General features: G+C 40.9%; 19 protein-coding genes and 2 tRNA genes. 17 read left to right on the top strand and 4 right to left on the bottom strand.

What is annotated here, in order from left to right; translation table 11 throughout:
* Window positions 1-48 precede the first annotated feature (48 nt).
* From glyA to LVJ86_RS06230, 3 genes are all read right to left on the bottom strand, one after another.
* Window positions 49-1,299, bottom strand: coding sequence for a serine hydroxymethyltransferase (gene glyA, locus LVJ86_RS06240; protein WP_047760204.1), 1,251 nt, complete (start codon window positions 1,297-1,299; stop codon window positions 49-51).
* A gap of 184 nt (window positions 1,300-1,483) precedes the next feature.
* On the bottom strand, window positions 1,484-1,837 hold the full coding sequence (locus LVJ86_RS06235; protein ID WP_047760203.1) for a hypothetical protein: 354 nt from the start codon (window positions 1,835-1,837) through the stop codon (window positions 1,484-1,486).
* A gap of 29 nt (window positions 1,838-1,866) precedes the next feature.
* Window positions 1,867-2,610 carry a nitroreductase family protein gene (locus tag LVJ86_RS06230; protein ID WP_047760202.1) on the bottom strand — a complete coding sequence of 248 codons (744 nt, stop codon included), beginning with the start codon at window positions 2,608-2,610 and terminating at the stop codon, window positions 1,867-1,869.
* Window positions 2,611-2,888: 278 nt separating this feature from the next.
* Here LVJ86_RS06230 and LVJ86_RS06225 point away from each other — a divergent pair, with 278 nt between their 5' ends.
* The 14 genes from LVJ86_RS06225 (at window position 2,889) to LVJ86_RS06160 (ending at window position 12,396) form a co-directional block, all read left to right on the top strand.
* On the top strand, window positions 2,889-3,110 hold the full coding sequence (locus LVJ86_RS06225) for an HP1242/YdcH family protein (RefSeq protein ID WP_047760201.1): 222 nt from the start codon (window positions 2,889-2,891) through the stop codon (window positions 3,108-3,110).
* Between the two features lie 216 nt (window positions 3,111-3,326).
* On the top strand, window positions 3,327-4,670 hold the full coding sequence (locus LVJ86_RS06220; RefSeq protein ID WP_047760272.1) for a deoxyguanosinetriphosphate triphosphohydrolase: 1,344 nt from the start codon (window positions 3,327-3,329) through the stop codon (window positions 4,668-4,670).
* 147 nt (window positions 4,671-4,817) lie between these two features.
* Window positions 4,818-4,894: transfer RNA gene (locus LVJ86_RS06215), tRNA-Arg, on the top strand.
* Between the two features lie 15 nt (window positions 4,895-4,909).
* Window positions 4,910-4,984: transfer RNA gene (locus tag LVJ86_RS06210), tRNA-Glu, on the top strand.
* Between the two features lie 777 nt (window positions 4,985-5,761).
* Window positions 5,762-6,181: a VirB4 family type IV secretion system protein gene (locus LVJ86_RS06205; RefSeq protein ID WP_047760200.1), complete on the top strand. Its 420-nt coding sequence runs from the start codon at window positions 5,762-5,764 to the stop codon at window positions 6,179-6,181.
* A gap of 42 nt (window positions 6,182-6,223) precedes the next feature.
* On the top strand, window positions 6,224-7,237 hold the full coding sequence (locus tag LVJ86_RS06200; RefSeq protein WP_047760199.1) for a hypothetical protein: 1,014 nt from the start codon (window positions 6,224-6,226) through the stop codon (window positions 7,235-7,237).
* A 17-nt stretch (window positions 7,238-7,254) separates the two neighbouring features.
* On the top strand, window positions 7,255-8,049 hold the full coding sequence (locus LVJ86_RS06195) for a TrbL/VirB6 family protein (protein ID WP_047760198.1): 795 nt from the start codon (window positions 7,255-7,257) through the stop codon (window positions 8,047-8,049).
* Between the two features lie 26 nt (window positions 8,050-8,075).
* A complete protein-coding gene (locus LVJ86_RS06190; protein ID WP_047760197.1) occupies window positions 8,076-8,462 on the top strand; it encodes a hypothetical protein in 387 nt (128 codons plus the stop codon).
* A 608-nt stretch (window positions 8,463-9,070) separates the two neighbouring features.
* Window positions 9,071-9,652, top strand: coding sequence for a DUF4189 domain-containing protein (locus LVJ86_RS06185; RefSeq protein WP_047760196.1), 582 nt, complete (start codon window positions 9,071-9,073; stop codon window positions 9,650-9,652).
* 140 nt (window positions 9,653-9,792) lie between these two features.
* A complete protein-coding gene (locus LVJ86_RS06180) occupies window positions 9,793-10,266 on the top strand; it encodes a hypothetical protein (protein WP_047760195.1) in 474 nt (157 codons plus the stop codon).
* Between the two features lie 30 nt (window positions 10,267-10,296).
* Window positions 10,297-10,596, top strand: a complete 300-nt coding sequence (locus LVJ86_RS06175) for a hypothetical protein (RefSeq protein ID WP_047760194.1) — start codon at window positions 10,297-10,299, stop codon at window positions 10,594-10,596.
* Window positions 10,597-10,983: 387 nt separating this feature from the next.
* Window positions 10,984-11,388: an ElaB/YgaM/YqjD family protein gene (locus LVJ86_RS06170; RefSeq protein WP_047760193.1), complete on the top strand. Its 405-nt coding sequence runs from the start codon at window positions 10,984-10,986 to the stop codon at window positions 11,386-11,388.
* A 301-nt stretch (window positions 11,389-11,689) separates the two neighbouring features.
* The gene (locus tag LVJ86_RS06165; protein WP_047760192.1) at window positions 11,690-12,097 is read left to right on the top strand and encodes a phage holin family protein; all 408 of its coding nucleotides are present in this window, start codon (window positions 11,690-11,692) and stop codon (window positions 12,095-12,097) included.
* 2 nt (window positions 12,098-12,099) lie between these two features.
* Window positions 12,100-12,396, top strand: a complete 297-nt coding sequence (locus tag LVJ86_RS06160; protein ID WP_047760191.1) for a hypothetical protein — start codon at window positions 12,100-12,102, stop codon at window positions 12,394-12,396.
* Window positions 12,397-12,471: 75 nt separating this feature from the next.
* On the opposite strand, the gene LVJ86_RS06155 is transcribed toward LVJ86_RS06160, so the two are convergent.
* The gene (locus tag LVJ86_RS06155) at window positions 12,472-13,401 is read right to left on the bottom strand and encodes a LysR family transcriptional regulator (RefSeq protein ID WP_047760190.1); all 930 of its coding nucleotides are present in this window, start codon (window positions 13,399-13,401) and stop codon (window positions 12,472-12,474) included.
* Window positions 13,402-13,761: 360 nt separating this feature from the next.
* Between LVJ86_RS06155 and LVJ86_RS06150 the strand changes: the two genes are divergently transcribed.
* The 3 genes from LVJ86_RS06150 to LVJ86_RS06140 all read left to right on the top strand — a co-directional run bounded on the left by LVJ86_RS06150 (window position 13,762) and on the right by LVJ86_RS06140 (window position 16,229).
* On the top strand, window positions 13,762-14,082 hold the full coding sequence (locus tag LVJ86_RS06150; RefSeq protein WP_047760189.1) for a DUF485 domain-containing protein: 321 nt from the start codon (window positions 13,762-13,764) through the stop codon (window positions 14,080-14,082).
* Window positions 14,079-15,758, top strand: a complete 1,680-nt coding sequence (locus LVJ86_RS06145; RefSeq protein ID WP_047760188.1) for a cation acetate symporter — start codon at window positions 14,079-14,081, stop codon at window positions 15,756-15,758. The genes LVJ86_RS06150 and LVJ86_RS06145 overlap by 4 nt, the downstream gene beginning before the upstream one ends.
* 111 nt (window positions 15,759-15,869) lie before the next feature.
* The gene (locus LVJ86_RS06140; protein WP_047760187.1) at window positions 15,870-16,229 is read left to right on the top strand and encodes a hypothetical protein; all 360 of its coding nucleotides are present in this window, start codon (window positions 15,870-15,872) and stop codon (window positions 16,227-16,229) included.
* Window position 16,230: the final 1 nt, after the last annotated feature.

The following is a 16,230-nucleotide window of genomic DNA, read 5'->3' as shown; positions in this document are numbered from 1 at the left end:
CATTATTTATTTAAAAATAACAATCAATGTAACGGAAATTCCGAAAATTTATGCGCCGTAAACCGGATTTTTTTCACATAATGCGGTAGCTGCCTTGGCTACTCTTTCGAGTGTGGCCGTATCTTCAGGATTTTCCAAAACGTCTGCTACCAAGTTGGCCAACTCGCGGGCATCAGCTTCACTGAAACCGCGGGTGGTGATCGCAGAGGTGCCGATACGGATACCTGAAGTAACAAAGGGTTTTTCAGGGTCATTGGGAATGGCGTTTTTATTAACGGTAATGTGCGCTTTGCCTAAGGCTTCTTCAGCCGCTTTACCGGTAATGTTTTTGGCGCGCAGGTCGACCAAGAATACATGGCTTTCTGTTCTGCCTGAAATAATGCGCAAACCGCGTTTTACAAGTTCTTCGGCCATTGCGGCAGCATTTACCTTAACCTGTTTCGCATATTCTTTGAATTCAGGTTGCAGGGCTTCTTTAAAAGCCACTGCTTTGGCTGCAATCACATGCATCAGAGGGCCGCCTTGCAGGCTGGGGAAAATAGCCGAATTCAGTGCTTTTTCGTGAGTGTTGTCTCGGCATAAAATCACACCGCCGCGGGGGCCGCGCAGGGTTTTGTGGGTGGTGGTGGTTACGAAATCGGCAAAAGGAACGGGGTTCGGGTATTCGCCCCCAGCGACCAAACCGGCATAGTGGGCCATATCGACAAAAAGATAAGCACCTACTTTATCGGCGATTTCACGGAATTTGGCCCAGTCGATCTGCAGAGCATAGGCAGAGGCACCGGCTACAATCATTTTTGGTTTGTGTTCCAAGGCCAATCTTTCTACTTCGGCGTAATCCAGCACTTCGTTTTCATCCAAGCCATAGGTGATGGCGTTATACAATTTGCCGGAAATATTAACTGATGCACCGTGGGTGAGGTGGCCGCCGTGTGCGAGGCTCATGCCGAGAATGGTATCGCCCGGTTTTAACACGCTTGCATATACCGCCTGGTTGGCTTGCGAGCCTGAGTGCGGTTGTACGTTGGCATAAGCAGCACCAAAAAGTTCTTTCACACGGTCGATGGCCAGCTGTTCGGCTACGTCAACATGTTCACAGCCGCCGTAATAGCGCTTGCCGGGATAACCTTCGGCATATTTGTTCGTGAGTTGGGAGCCTTGGGCTTCCATTACGGCGCAGCTGACATAGTTTTCAGAGGCAATCAATTCAACGTGATCTTGTTGGCGCTGTACTTCGGCAGCAATTGCCGCAGCCAATTCGGGATCATATTTTTCGATGGTTATGCTTTTTGAGAACATGCAGAAATCCTTTGAGTGGGGTGGAGTAAAGGTTTTCAGACGGCCCCATAAATGGCCGCGCCGAAAGCAAAGAAGATGAAGCGGTATTGTAACCGAAATTAAAAGCGGGTGTTATGAAAACGTTGCAGGCAGAATGAAAGTTTTATTCATAAAAAATATTGCAACGTAGCGAGGTAAAGAGGGATTAGCGGTAGAGGTCGTCTTGCCGCATAAAATGGTCGATGGAGGCAATCAAGCGTTCCAAATCATAGGCTTCTTGCGAGGCACGTAAATTTTGTGCAACGGCCAGTTTGGCAACCGCATCAAGTTTTTTACGGGCGATTTCCCGCGCAGCTTGGGAAAACGCCAGTAATTTTTCTGGTGATGGCGTTTTTTCTGTATTTGCAAGATAGGATGTTTCGGGAGAAAAATAAAAATCTAGGTTGGTGGCATCCTCGCTTACCCACAAGGGATCATTAAGAGGCCACCAGTCATAGCGGCCTTCTAATCGGACAAACTGTCCGCTTACTCCCCAGATATGGTGATAATGCCTGGACATCACATATCCTCTGCACAATGTAAAATAATTTATTTCAGATTGTTTAGCCAGCCTTGTTTCTTTAACAATGGGATATTTTCCGGTGCGTAAGTATTGCTATAGTAACGGGCAAATTTTTCACGGAAAGGAAACTTTTCCCGTGCTTCACCAAATGCAGTCATAGTTTTTTCGTATTGTTCGAGGCCATCTGAAAGGGTTTCATCATCGGGATAGTGGTTCTCGGAATAAACTGTTTCCTTGGGCAGACGCGGTTTAAGCGGCATTTGGATATCGGGTGTGCCGATACAGAGACCGACAATAGGAAAAGTATTTTTGGGCAATGATAAAAGTTCTGTCAGTTGAGGAGCAATCAAGCGGATACCACCGGTAAAGCAGGTAGCATAGCCGAGGCTTTCGGCAGCGATTACGGCATTTTGTGCAGCTAATGCGGTATCTGTAATCGCAGTAATCAGGCTGTCCGGATCACCTGCAGCAGTAAAATTACCTTCGTAAGCCTGACTGGATAAATCCGCACGGTGAAGGTCGGCAATGAAAAGCAAATATGTACTGCAAGTACCGATTTGAGGGTTAGAAGGTTGAAGTGCAACAATCTGTTCCCGCAGATTGGGGTCGGTGATATTTATAATGCTGTAATGTTGTCCGTTCATCCAAGAGGGCGCTTGACGTGCGCAATCGATAATGGTTTGTAAGTGGTTTGCCGGCAATGGCACTCCAGTTTTAAAGTGGCGATATGTGCGATGATTTAAGATAGTTTGTACAGCATTTTGAGACATATCTGAGGTCCTTCAATAGTGGTGTCTGCATGTGGGAAGCTGAGTATTCTTTTATGATTGTAAGAGTTGTCGGTATCGGCGTCCAGCTTATGGTATTAGGCTATAGATGCGGTGGTAAAAGAGATTGCTTTTTGTCAAAAAAGGTTAAGAAAGGATGCAGGGCGATGTAAATAAGGCTGTATCGGGAGGCCGCCTTTGCTATAATAAAACCGAAGAAAGCGAATAATAAAGCGCTTGATTTTTAACTGTTGTACACTTTTTAATTAAGAGGATGAACTATGTTTCCTGAATATCGTGATTTGATTTCAAAACTGAAACAAGAAGATGCACACTTTGCTCGTCTGTTCGACGAACATAATAAGCTGGATGATAAGATTACAGGCTTGGTAAATAATCCTGTAACCAGTGGTTTGGATGAAATTGAAGAATTGAAAAAACAAAAACTGCAATTGAAGGATCAATTGTACGTTATCTTGAAAAAAGCCTCCGAAGAAGCTTAATTTGGTATATGTGACTGGCTAAAACATAGCAGGCCGTCTGAACTATTGTTTCAGACGGCCTGCTTCTATATTATCTGAAGGATATATTTGCCCAATATGAGTTTGGGCTTGTCCGGAAAATAGAGCGAGTCGGATTATCGGTATGAAATATTATAAAGAGTAAAATAAATAAAAATATTTGGGAAATTTTAGTTTACGGAATCAAGCATGGATAAAATGAATTGGCAGCAGTTATTGAGTACACAACGGTTTCGCGCTAAAGACGGGGAAATTATTCCGACTAGTACGCCCTCAACCCAAGAGGGAGTTGATGCTTTACGTACCGATTTTCATATCGATTATGACCGGGTGGTATTTTCAGGGGCTTTCCGCCGTTTGGGGCGTAAAACACAAGTTCATCCTTTTGCCGAGCATGATCATACTCATAACCGCCTAACGCATAGCGTAGAGGTGGCCAGTGTTGGGCGCAGTTTGGGAAATCGGGTTGGAGTAATGCTTCAGGCCGGCGAGTTTCTTCCGCTAGGAAATACGCCTAATGATATTGGTGCAGTGGTTCAGGTGGCGTGTTTGGCGCATGATTTGGGTAATCCGCCGTTCGGACATACGGGGGAAGAGGCTTTGAGGGATTGGTTTCGCAATCCGAAAAATCAATATTATCTTGAAAAACTCAGTGAGGCAGAGCGTTTGGATGTACAAACTTATGAAGGTAATGCCCACAGTTTGCGTTTGTTGGCAACATTGGAAATGTATTGCAATCGCGGCGGAATGCGGTTGACTGCTGCCACCATAGGAACCCTATTAAAATACCCGTGGACAACACTTGCTCCGGAAGGTTGCCGGAAATTCAATATTTATCAAACCGAATTACCTTATATACGCCGTATTGCCGAAGAATTGGGATTGATCCAACAAGGGCAAGACCGCTGGATCCGCCATCCGTTGTCTTACTTAATGGAAGCGGCAGATGATATCTGTTATGCCTTATTGGATTTGGAAGATGCCGTAGAAATTGGATTGTTGGCAGATGCGGAGGTCGAAAGTGTATTATCAGAGCTGACATTTGTTGAAAATACATGGCACGCTCAATCTAGTCGCCAACGTTGCGCAATGTTACGTGGTATCGCTATTGGTAGAGCGATTGATGATGTTGCCCATACTTTTATGTCGCACCAATCAGATTTATTGAAAGGTGAATTTCAGGGTAAGGATTTATTGGCATTGTGTAGTCCTGAAGTCCAAAATACCCTGGAGAAGGCCAAAGATTTGGCACGTACACGCATTTTTCGCCATCAGAGTAAATTGAGAACTGAAATTGCAGCATTTCCATGCCTGGGTTCTGTTTTAGACTTATTAGTGCCGGCTGCTCATACGTTGATTACAGAAGGCAGGGTAGGTGTCCGCCAATCTTTGGTTTTGGAGTTGTTGAATCACGAAAATCCTATTACTACTAAAGATTCTTTATATGAAGCTTATATGAAGATATTGGATTTTGTAGGAGGAATGACCGATAATGCAGCTGCCCGTATGGCTAGAGAGCTTTCCGGTACTGGTATGATATAAAAATGGTTATAAAAATAAATTTATTTATTTCAATTGTTTATTTTATTTTTTAAAAATATTTATCTAAAATGCTAGACATGGTTTAATTATTTCTATATGATTTGGGTCTCTTGATTCACAGCACTAAGAAGAGCTGATGAGTAAAACGCACCCGTAGCTCAGTTGGATAGAGTATCTGGCTACGAACCAGAGGGTCGGGCGTTCGAATCGCTCCGGGTGCGCCATCAAGATTTTCTAATGCGCCCATCGTCTAGCGGTTAGGACATCGCCCTTTCACGGCGGTAACCGGGGTTCGATTCCCCGTGGGCGTGCCAGTTTGATAAATAAGGCCTTGCCAATTTTGGCAAGGCCTTATTTATATCTATTTTGTATAATCTATTTGGTATCAATTCTTGATAAGAGAAATTATATTAACTGGTGGCTGCTACTAGTTTTAATGATGAATTTTATCTACTTTTACTCTAATGTTAGAGTGGCGATAAAAAATAAATTATATTTTTGATTGTATATTGAATGCCAATTATGAGATCTTATTTTTCTATTAAAATTTTTTCTTTAATATTATAGCTATAATGTGTTTAGCTTGCTAAGTTACTAATTGATAATAAATCTATTCTTGATGGTTAGCTATTAATTAAATAATTCTTGCATTTTTTTAATAAGGTTTGTGATAATTTATTTGAGTTATCTTTAGAGAAGATGGGGTTTATTTTTTCAACGAAGGCAAGCATATAGTTTTTAAATAATAGGTTACATAGCTATATTAGATTTTTGATAATCTCTTTGATATCTATATGAATGTGATAAATTCCATAAAGCTTGAAAAGCTTATATTGAATTTATAGTAAAGGAATTTATATGAGTTAGAAAGTAAGTCTATGAGATACAAAAAATATATTGTGTAAACAGGTTGATTTTGTTGATTATAAAATTGAATTTTATAGGAAAAACTTATGCTTGGTGGTAAATGGGCCTTATGGCAAGAGATTGATCATGAGAAGATGGGAGTGTAAGATTATTTAAATAGTTAGGTATGGTTAAAATGTAATTTAATTTGAGTATTTGATAGCTATAAAAATAAATACGGAATCGTGGGTATCTTTGCAACTCAGTCGCCAGAAGATGCTCTGCGTAGTGATATTTCTGCGGCATTGATTGAGCAAACAGCCACTATGATTTTACTACCCAATCCAAATGCAGACAAAAAAGACTATATAGAAGGGTTGAAGCTGACCGAAGCAGAATTTAACGTTATCGTTAATTTAGACGAAAGATCTCGTTGTTTCTTAGTTAAGCAGGGACATAGTTCCGCTGTATGCCAGTTGAATTTGCGGGGTATGGACGATGTATTGTCAGTAATTTCTGCGAGTACCGACAATATTGAAATTATGCAGCGCATTATTCGGGAAAATGCTTCCAGACTGGGTATTTCGGTTAACCAAATTACCCCAGAGCAATGGTTGCAAGATTTTTACGATCAACGCAAAGGTTCGCGCAGCAAGCAGACATAAATGAAAAATACCAATTAAACTTATCTTATTAAGACAAAAAATATGCTAAACCGTAAATTATCTGTTGTTTTGTTTGTATTGGCATTGGCATCGGAGAATCCGGCTATGGCAATGACCGGCGGTACTTCCCAAAGTGTACCGGTAAATGACCAAGATGTTATTAGTAATACCAAGCAGATTTCAGAATACCTGAGACAGCTAAACCAATTTTTTGGAGCTGGTGAAAGCAATGCTTTAAAAAACTCATCTGGGTTGGGTTTGTCGGAAGCTATGTCATCCATTACTGGTAGCAGTTTTGGTAAATATGAAACCGATTCGCGTAATATTACCTTAAATTCCGATTTTGCCGGCGCGCATATCAATAGCTCCGCGGTGCAGATGTTTTACGGTACAAACGGCAGTGCTGCATGCAACCAGATTAGTATCCAAAACGATTTGATGGCAAAAGCTAAATCAAAGGTAAGTAGCACGGTTAAGAATGCTGTATCGAAGGTATTCGGTGTGTCGAGTTACGAAGCATTCGAAGAAGACAGCGATCCCGAAATACGCATGGCGCAAGTGTGTAATAGTGCGCGTAATATCTTAGCTATGCAATTGTATGATATCCGTAACGCAATGACTGTTTTAGAGCGTCGTAATACTGCCTTACAGAGCTATCTGACCGAAAATTATTCAGATTCCGGGCAGCTTCAAAAGCGCCAATATCAAATCGGCGTAATGCAGGCATTGATTCAAAACGATATGGCACGGCTTCAGGCCGCTTTAGCTGCATACGACACAAAGGCCAAATATTACAATCAGATTTTTGCGGAATCTTCTCATACCCTTATTTATGGCAAGCGTGCCGAGAAGAACTCGCTTTCGTCAGCCACACAAGCGGTACAGAAAATTGAAAATATTTCCGGAGGCGGCGTAAGCTCATTAGCAGGAATGGCTGCCGGAGCAGCAGTTGCAACAGGTTTGGAGAGTGACGCAGGATCAAATATCCTAGATAAGATTCTTCAAGCCGTTTCCCGTGTTTACGACGAATTAAAAGAAAAGCTCGGTGTTTCTTAATTTAAGAAAGCAAAAATATGTCTAGCGATAGCATTGGATTGTTTATATTTATCAAGCTTTATATGGAGAAATTGATTACGCAGTTCGGTGATAAAGGCTTGCAAGCAGTATCAGCGGTATTTATGCCGGCTGTAGGCGTAATGGTGAGTGTATGGGTGATGCTGGAGGGCTACCGTATTCTGAACGGCCAAACTAGGGAACCACTGACAGCAGTATTTTGGAAGGTGGGTAAGGTAGTAGTAATTACCACTATTGCAGGCTGGATAATGGGTAATACGGGCGAAATCCGAGAATGGTTTAACGATAATATCAAAGATGCCATTACCACAGTAATCGTTGGCAATGAATATGGTTCCCCTGAATCTATGGTTGATGCTACTTTACTGATTATGCAGCTGGTGATGGCTACGTTCGGTCAGATACATGCGACGGTTAATCCTGAACAGGGTAATTCGATGGCTAATTTTATAAGCATGAGCGGCATTAGCCAAGGTGCACCTGCAGTGGTGGCAGGCTCATTACTGTTGTTGAATCAAGTAGCTATTTCCTTAAGCTTGATGACAGCTCCGGCCTTTATTTTGGCACTTTTATACGAACCGACCAAAGGATACTTCCAAGGTTGGTTGAAATTTACCCTAAGCGCATTGCTGACTTTGGCGGTATTGACGGCGATGGTTACGATTTGTTTGAAGATCGTATTGGTATATAGTAGTGCAGTATTGGCGAAATACGAGGTGCTCAGATTTTTAGAGTCTTCCACTGAAGGTATAGCTCAAACGACAATGATGCAGGGTGGTTTAGGTTTGAGATGAGTACCTTGATAATAACGGTGCCACAGATGGCAGCTGGATTATTGAGTGGGGCTATGGGGGTATTTACTTCGTATAATTCGTTTACCAATCAGCAGCGTGATGCTAATGGAAATCCATTAGATGGGAAACCTGCTCAGATAAATAAGGTAAACGAGCTAAAAAACGATGGAAGACCGACTTCTCCTGTTATTGTAAATTCAAATGGTTTACCCTCATCCCATATCATGAAGAATTTTGATAATGTCAAAGCAGCAGATAATTCTACTCATGGATTAGCTGCAAATCATGTTAGTTCATCAAATATTTCAGGTTATGGCATAGGAGATGATTCAGTTGCGGTTAAGCAGCAATATTCGACAGCTAAAGCTGTAGTGCAGACAAATAAATCCAAGACATCAGGAAGTACGGTGTGAGAAAATAATATTGATATTATTTAGCTTTTTTTATTCGAGTGCTTATTCTGCTCCTAATGAATATTTGGGTAATGGATATGAAAATTCCCTTCGGCACTATTATGGGAATGGTAGTCAGAATAGGTAACAGGCATCTAGAAGAGTGATTAATATTTCTACTCATTTCATTGGTGAGTGGTGGCGGTTGACTCTGAGGAAGGTATCGTAGGTGTTTTGGAAAATGTTTTGATAAGGTGAGCGGGCGGCTAAAAAGCAGGCGCTACAGGTAAATTACGAGGTTTATGGTTTTGTAAGAAATGGCTGCATTGCCTACGGGACAGTTACTAAGAAAGATGGTGTAATCGTTCTTCGGGTTAGAGGAGCTTCAACAATTGAAGAGGCGCAATCAATAATTAGGGAAGATTGTAGATCTTTAGATGCAATGGAATGTAAGATTTACTATTCTCACTGTAACAAAGATCCGCGTTACGATATGTATTGAATCAGGATAGCAAATAGTTTTTCAGACGGCCTTAAGCGATTGGGGGGGACAAAGTAATGGTGGTTTATATGGTAGGAGTGAAGATTGTGTTGGTATACAGCATGGCATTGTATCGACTGAATATGAAATGTTCATAGATAGAAGATATTTAGCAGGTCAAACTGGAATGGATATAAATAACAAAAATTACGGCTGGAGGTGCCGCATGAGAATAAGTTATATTTTAGGCGTGTTGGGTTGTTTTTCTTTTCTGGTATTTTTTAATTTTGCCAATGCAGAACAGACATTAGAGCAAAATCCTTGCATGTATTACCCAGATTCCTGTAGAGGGGGTAGTAGTCGACAACCAAGAATAGTGATTAATATTCCTACTCATTGGGGAATGGTGGCGGCTGACCTTGAGAAAGGTATCATAGGCGTTTCGGAAAATGTTTTGAAAGGTAAGCGGGCGGCTAAAAAACAGGCGCTACAGGCTTGTAAAGATCAGGGTGGTGTAAATTGCAAGGTTTATGGTTTTGTAAGAAATAGCTGTATTGCCTACGGGACGGCTACTAAGAAAGATGGTCTAACTTTTCTTCGGATTAGAGGAGCTTCGACAATTGAAGAGGCGCAATCAATAATTAGGGAAGATTGTAGATCTTTAGATGCAACGGAATGTAAGATTTACTATTCTCACTGTAACAAAGACCCGCGTTACGATATGTATTGAATCAGACTGAGAAGTGGAGTAATACACTTTTCTACTTGGTTTAAATTTATGTTTATGAGTAAACGGCTAATTCGTGGGGAAGTTTGAAGTTTTTCAGATGGTTTCGGTTAAATAAACCTTATGATGAAAAGTTCTTATTTATGAGAAAAATTATTCTACCTTTAATGTTATTTGCTTCGGCAAATATTTATGCTAATTCAATAAATCTGACAGGGATATCTCATAATCAATCTGTTGCATGTAGTAATCAAGTTTATGTGGAGGCAAAAAAAGGAGCTTTGTTGAAAGAGAAGCCGCAAAGTTGGGCTCGGACGGTTATGAAATTGAAATCGAACCAATATCTCTGTGTTGTGGCGGATGCTCCTATATCTGAAAGGTGGGTATTGGTTAAAAAAGTACCGTTAATAAGCGATGAGGCTGTTTGTAATAATACAAATTCAGAAAAATGCGTTCCAATAGCCGATTTTCAGACTAAATGGAGAGTTGAAAAACCGGTAGGTGCTGAATGTAGGCTAACTAGTACAATAGATAAGGACCAAATTTTTGTTGTTGCAACAGGTGTCTGTGCAACTGGTTGGATTAAAGCAGAAGCAATCCGTTTTTTTGCAGATTGACTTTTAATAAATATAGAAGAGGAGTGGAGAATGGCAGAAATTCAGGAGCGGCAAAATCAGCGAATTATTGATTTTGCAGAAGCAAACTTTTCAAAAGCTACTCATGAATACGGCAGACATGATTTGGCAGGACGGTATGCAAATAAGCAAGGAGAAAAAATTGATCCTTCTCGCTTTAAAGCAATGCCTAATAATAAAGAAATTTTTATTTATGAAGGTTTAGAATACCCTGTACTGTGCGACAAGATTCGTTATTATGAAGAAAAAGTATTTAAGAAGCGTTTGTTGGGTAAAGTAGATATTCTAGTATTAAAAATAATGCAAAGTTGACTTTAAAAGTTGACTTTAGAGTTTCTGAAGTTTTTAGCTAGCCTTTATTTGATGGCATAGGCACGATAGATTTGGCCTGTGATCTGCAAGATATTGTGCGTAAATAAAAATTTATTGAGATAGTTGTTGTTTTGAGGGTTCTTATAAAGAAAGATAGTTTGCTAAATATTGGTTTATCTGTATTTGGTAATTTTTTAATATATTAGTTGAGTTGTGTTAGTAATTTCTTGGCTATCATAAAATATTGTTTGAATTGAAAATTATTTGGTTAAAGATACTAAAGTTACTTGTTTTTTTTTAAAAAATAGTCCATATTGAAAACTGAATAGAGGCAGAACTTGGCACTTCTGTCGATTTCTTTGTTTGAATTTTTCAGGAGACAAAATAATGAGAAAAGACCGTGACTTTGATAGCCAAAAAGAAGTTTTGATGAAAGAAGTGCGTGAAGTATTGCAAGAAGTGGAAAGCTTGTATGAAACTAGCGTTGAAAATGGTACCGAAGAAGCTAAAGCTATGAAAGAAAAAGCTAAGGAGCAGTTGAGCAAAGTTAAGGCTCAGTTTGCTGACTTTGAGGCTTCTGCAGCTGAAAAAGCGCGTGATGCAGCAGATCGTGTACGTGATGCTGCTTATAATACCGCTGAACGTGCCCGAGAAGCAGGTTGTTATGCTTCAGATCGTGCCCGCGGTATTGCCCGACAAACAGATGAAATGATTCAAGACAAACCCTACTATGCAATGGGATTTGCTGCATTGGCGGGTTTGGTAGTCGGTATTTTGTTAAACCGTCGTTAATGCTTCGGATGGTTGCTGGCTTTTTCATGCATACTTCAATAAACAGTTTGTGAATGTTGTTATGTAAGTGTTTATTAAAGACAGCACAATTTGGAAGTCTGCCGCCCGAATGCCGTTTTGCATAGGGCGGCTTTATATTTTCAAGGTGGGTAAGAAATATAAAGCGCATTATCTTTAATATTTTATGTTATTTAAGTAATTATTTAATGCTGTATTTTTTATTTGGGGAAATATACTAACCAATGGAAATACGCTGTAATTATTTAAACTCGCCTTGCCGTGAAAAATTAAGGGAGTCCGCATGAGCAGCTTGGGAAGAAATCTGGAGCATTTCAAAACGCTATTGAATCAGGGCAGTGAGCTGTTGTTATTGCGTTTACGTATTTTGGCTTTGGAGCTTAATGCCCAAGCCGGTAATGCAGTAAAAGTTATTGCTGTGATTATATTTGCCGCGGTGTTGTTATTGGTATGCTTAATCAGTTTGTTGTTTGGTTTAAACAGTATTTTAGAACCTCAGGCTAGGATTTGGTTCTTTTTTGGTTTTGCTGCTGTTCTGTTTCTTACAGTTATTGGATTGTTATTTTGGTGCATATCAAGTTGGAAAAATCAAGGTGGCCAATTGCTGGGTACTCTTCAAGATATGCAGCAAGATTTTGCATATTTGAGAGGACGTATGGGGCGCAACTCGGTTTCTAAAGATAAGGAGTAAATATGGGTCTTTCCAATAAAGAAAAGATAGCTCTTTTGGAGCTGGAAGCTCAGCTAGTACGTTTGAGAATCGCAGCAGAGTATTTGAAAAAACAAAAGTTGGCCAGAGAGCAGCAGCGTGTAGATGCTGGATTTAATCAAGCTTTAGGCATAACTAAAACAGCGTTTGGTTTAACCAAAGGTTTACCTTCAAGTAGATTGCTTTGGAATGGTTTGATGTTGCCTGTGCGTTGGCGTTACCGGATTTTAGCCGGAGCGGCTTTAGTGCTTTGGCAGTTATTCCGAGATCGCGTGAAGTAAGCTTTTTATTTGTAGTTGTATGTTGACAAAAGTCGAAAGGCCGTCTGAAAAATTCAGACGGCCTTTTTATACTTATTAATCGGTATTAGGTTCGGTTTTTATAGCAGGTATTTCAAATGGTTGCTCGTCGCTCCAAATGCTCTCAACACATTTTTTCAAAAGCTTCAAGGAAGGGTCTTCTTCATATTCGTTAAGATATATAAAGCTAAGGGGTAATGCTTGGCGATATTCGTCTAAGATGCAAATCGGTTTTCCATCAGTCCAAGCAGATTCTGCTTTGTGTGACGGAACCATGGCAACGCCGAGGCCTTCACATACTAAATCAATAATAGTTTGTGGAAAATCGCAGATAATTTGACGCTTTGGGGTGATTTTATGTTTACGCCAAAATTGTTGGAGATTTTTCCTGCTGCCTGAAGTGGCAGACATTTCAATCCAAGCGTATTGATTAAGGCTTTTTGGTAAGTTTTTTTGTATATCTTGAGCTTGATCGGCAGCACAAATCAGAGAGTAGTGGATATTTTCAAGAAATACAGAACGTAAACTGCGGTGGGTAACCGGGCCGAGGAAAAAACCGCCGTGAAGGTTTTTGTCTAAAACACGTTGTTCAATTTCCCCGCTCATGCCGTATTGAATATGTAGTTGGATATCTGGATCATTTTGCAGGATTTCTGTGGTGAGACGGGTAATTTTAACCGGATCCGCAGGATGTATTAGTCCTAATTCGGCATGTTCCACATATTGCGTAGATAGTGTTTTGGAAAAGCGATCAAGCTTATGATGGTGTTGCAAAAGGGACTCGGCTTCAGGAAGTAAAACTTCTCCGGCAGGCGTTAAACTCATACCATTTGTATTGCGGTAAAAAAGAAGTACGTCAAGCTGTTTTTCGAGTGCTTTGATTTGTGCGGAGACAGCAGGTTGTGAAAGATGCAGGCGTTCGGCTGCCTGAGTGAGATTGCCTAGATGGGCGACTGCCGTAAAAGTTTTCAGCTGGGTGTAATCCATGAGTTTCTCAAAGTTTTAATTTGCTATCGTAAATATAATAATAGCGTAGCTCTATTTTCCTTTGGGAGCTGGACGGCATGTCTTGCCATAATGCATGTTGTACGTTTTTATGCTCTAGCCAACTCTTGTGTCAGGCCGTTAATACGCTAACTTCCTTATCACTTTTTAACATATTTTCAAATTGATTAAAAGTGGTTTTGCTCTAATTTTTTGTTAGAAATCAATTTATTCATTAATAGCTATCAGTTTTGCAGATGGCGGGCATCAAAAAATAAAATTAGCCAAAGGTTTGGGAAAATATTTTAATCGAATCGCCGTAATCTCGGCTTGATATTTAAAGAAGAATTAGGAGAAACCCAGATGGACAAGCAGACTGCAGAAAGAGTGCTTTCACATCCCAAATTTCAAACGATGGCCAAACAAAAATCTATTTTAGGTTGGACGTTCTCTGCCATAATGTTTGCTGTGTATGTGATTTATATTTTATTTATTGGTATTGACCCCCATACTTTTGGTACACCTGTATCGGAAGGAAGTGTGACGACTTGGGGTATTTATATCGGCCTGTTTGTTATCTTGTTCTCCATTGCCATCACGGGTGTGTATGTTTATGTGGCCAACGGTAAATTTGAACAGGCTACGCAAGAAGTTGTGCGAGAAGTAATGGGAGTGGAAAAATGAATAAATTATTTTTTGCTTTAGCCGGTTTGGCAATGGCCAACGGTGCTTGGGCAGCGGATGCAATTGCAGGTGAGGTGCAACAGCGCCCGTTGAATATTGCCGCAGTGGTGATGTTCTTTATTTTTGTTGGAGCCACTCTTTACATTACTAAATGGGCAGCCAAACAGAATAAGTCTTCTAAAGATTTCTATACTGCCGGCGGTGGTATTTCCGGATTCCAAAACGGTTTGGCGATTGCGGGCGATTATATGTCTGCCGCTTCGTTTTTGGGTATTTCCGCAATGGTATTTACACGCGGTTATGATGGTTTGATTTACTCAACCGGTTTCTTGGTAGGTTGGCCGCTGGTATTGTTCCTTGTTGCCGAGCGTTTGCGCAACTTAGGTAAATTTACCTTTGCCGATGTAGTGGCTTACCGCCTGCAACAAACCCCAGTTCGTTTGTTTGCTGCGTCAGGCTCGATTTTGGTGGTAATTTTGTATCTGATTGCCCAAGTTGTAGGTGCGGGCAAACTGATTCAATTACTTTTCGGTATGAATTATCTCTCCGCAGTAATTATTGTGGGTATTTTGATGGTGGCCTATGTATTGTTCGGCGGTATGCTGGCAACGACTTGGGTACAAATGATTAAAGCGGTATTGCTGTTGAGCGGTGCGACTTTCATGGCTTTTATGATTATGAAAGCTTCCGGCTTCAGCATGGAGCAAATGTTCGTTAAGGCAACCAGCATTCATGAAAAAGGCATTTCGATTATGGAGCCCGGCGGGTTGGTAAAAGACCCGATCGATGCGCTTTCTTTAGGCTTGGCTTTGATGTTTGGTACAGCCGGTTTGCCCCATATTTTGATGCGCTTCTTTACCGTACCTGATGCAAAACAAGCACGTAAATCTGTGTTCGTAGCTACAGGTTTCATCGGTTACTTCTATATTTTGACTTTCATTATCGGTTTCGGTGCCATTATTTTTGTAACCAAGGATAATCCCGAGTTCTTCCAAACCATGGTGAAAGAAGGCAAAACTGTAGTGGAAATGATCGGTGGCACCAATATGGCTGCGGTTCATTTGTCTGAAGCATTAGGTGGTAACTTGTTCTTGGGCTTTATCTCTGCCGTGGCATTTGCAACCATTTTGGCGGTAGTGGCAGGTTTGACCCTTTCCGGTGCCTCTGCTGTAAGCCACGATATCTATGCTTCTGTAATCCGTAAAGGCCAAGCCACTTCTCAAGAAGAAATGCGTGTATCGCGTATTACAGTATTGTCTTTGGGTGTTTTGGCTATCTTGTTTGGTTTGATCTTTGAAAACCAAAACATTGCGTTCATGGTAGGTTTGGCATTTGCCGTTGCTGCTTCTGCAAACTTCCCTATCTTAATGCTATCGATGTTCTGGAAAGGCTTGACAACCCGTGGTGCGGTTATCGGTGGTTTCTCAGGTTTGATTTTGGCATTGGTGTTGATTGTTCTCGGCCCGAGCGTATGGGTACAAGTATTGCATCATGAAGCTCCGATTTTCCCGTATGGTAACCCGGCGATTGTGAGTATTCCCGCCGCATTCATTATGGCTTGGTTGGGCTCTATTACCGATAATTCAGAGCGTGCCAAACAAGACCGTGCAGGTTATGAAGCGCAATACGTTCGCTCTATGACCGGTATCGGAGCGGAAGAGGCATCTGACCACTAAGTACTAATAGTTGAAAAACAACAAAGGCCGTCTGAAAACGAAGCTAAAAATCGTTTCAGACGGCCTTTTTCTTTAGTACAATGCCGTCTGAAAAACGATAAAGGATTAATTATGTATTTTGTAGACCGCACCGCGGTAGTTTTAAAACCTACCGCGCAATTCTTGGCTTGGTTGAAAGCTTCGGATGAGGATATGCCTGATTTGACACTGGATCAATTGCGTACGAATTGTTCCGTATATTTGATTCCCGAGTTTGACGAACCGGAAGCTGCGGTTGCTTATTTTGACGAGCGTTACCAAGAAATTTTCCAAGCAGAGGTTGCCGCCTGGGATGTGCCTAAAAGCAAATGGCCTGAAGATATGAGCCTGAAAGCTTTTTGGGAGTATTTCGATATCGAAATACACGACATGGTATTGGATATGGAAGATGCGGATATGAGCGCTAGCCCTGTTTTCGATAACATGATGTAAA

Source organism: Neisseria arctica (assembly GCF_022870905.1).
GTDB lineage: Bacteria > Pseudomonadota > Gammaproteobacteria > Burkholderiales > Neisseriaceae > Neisseria > Neisseria arctica.
This window is presented reverse-complemented; position numbering and strand designations above follow the sequence as displayed.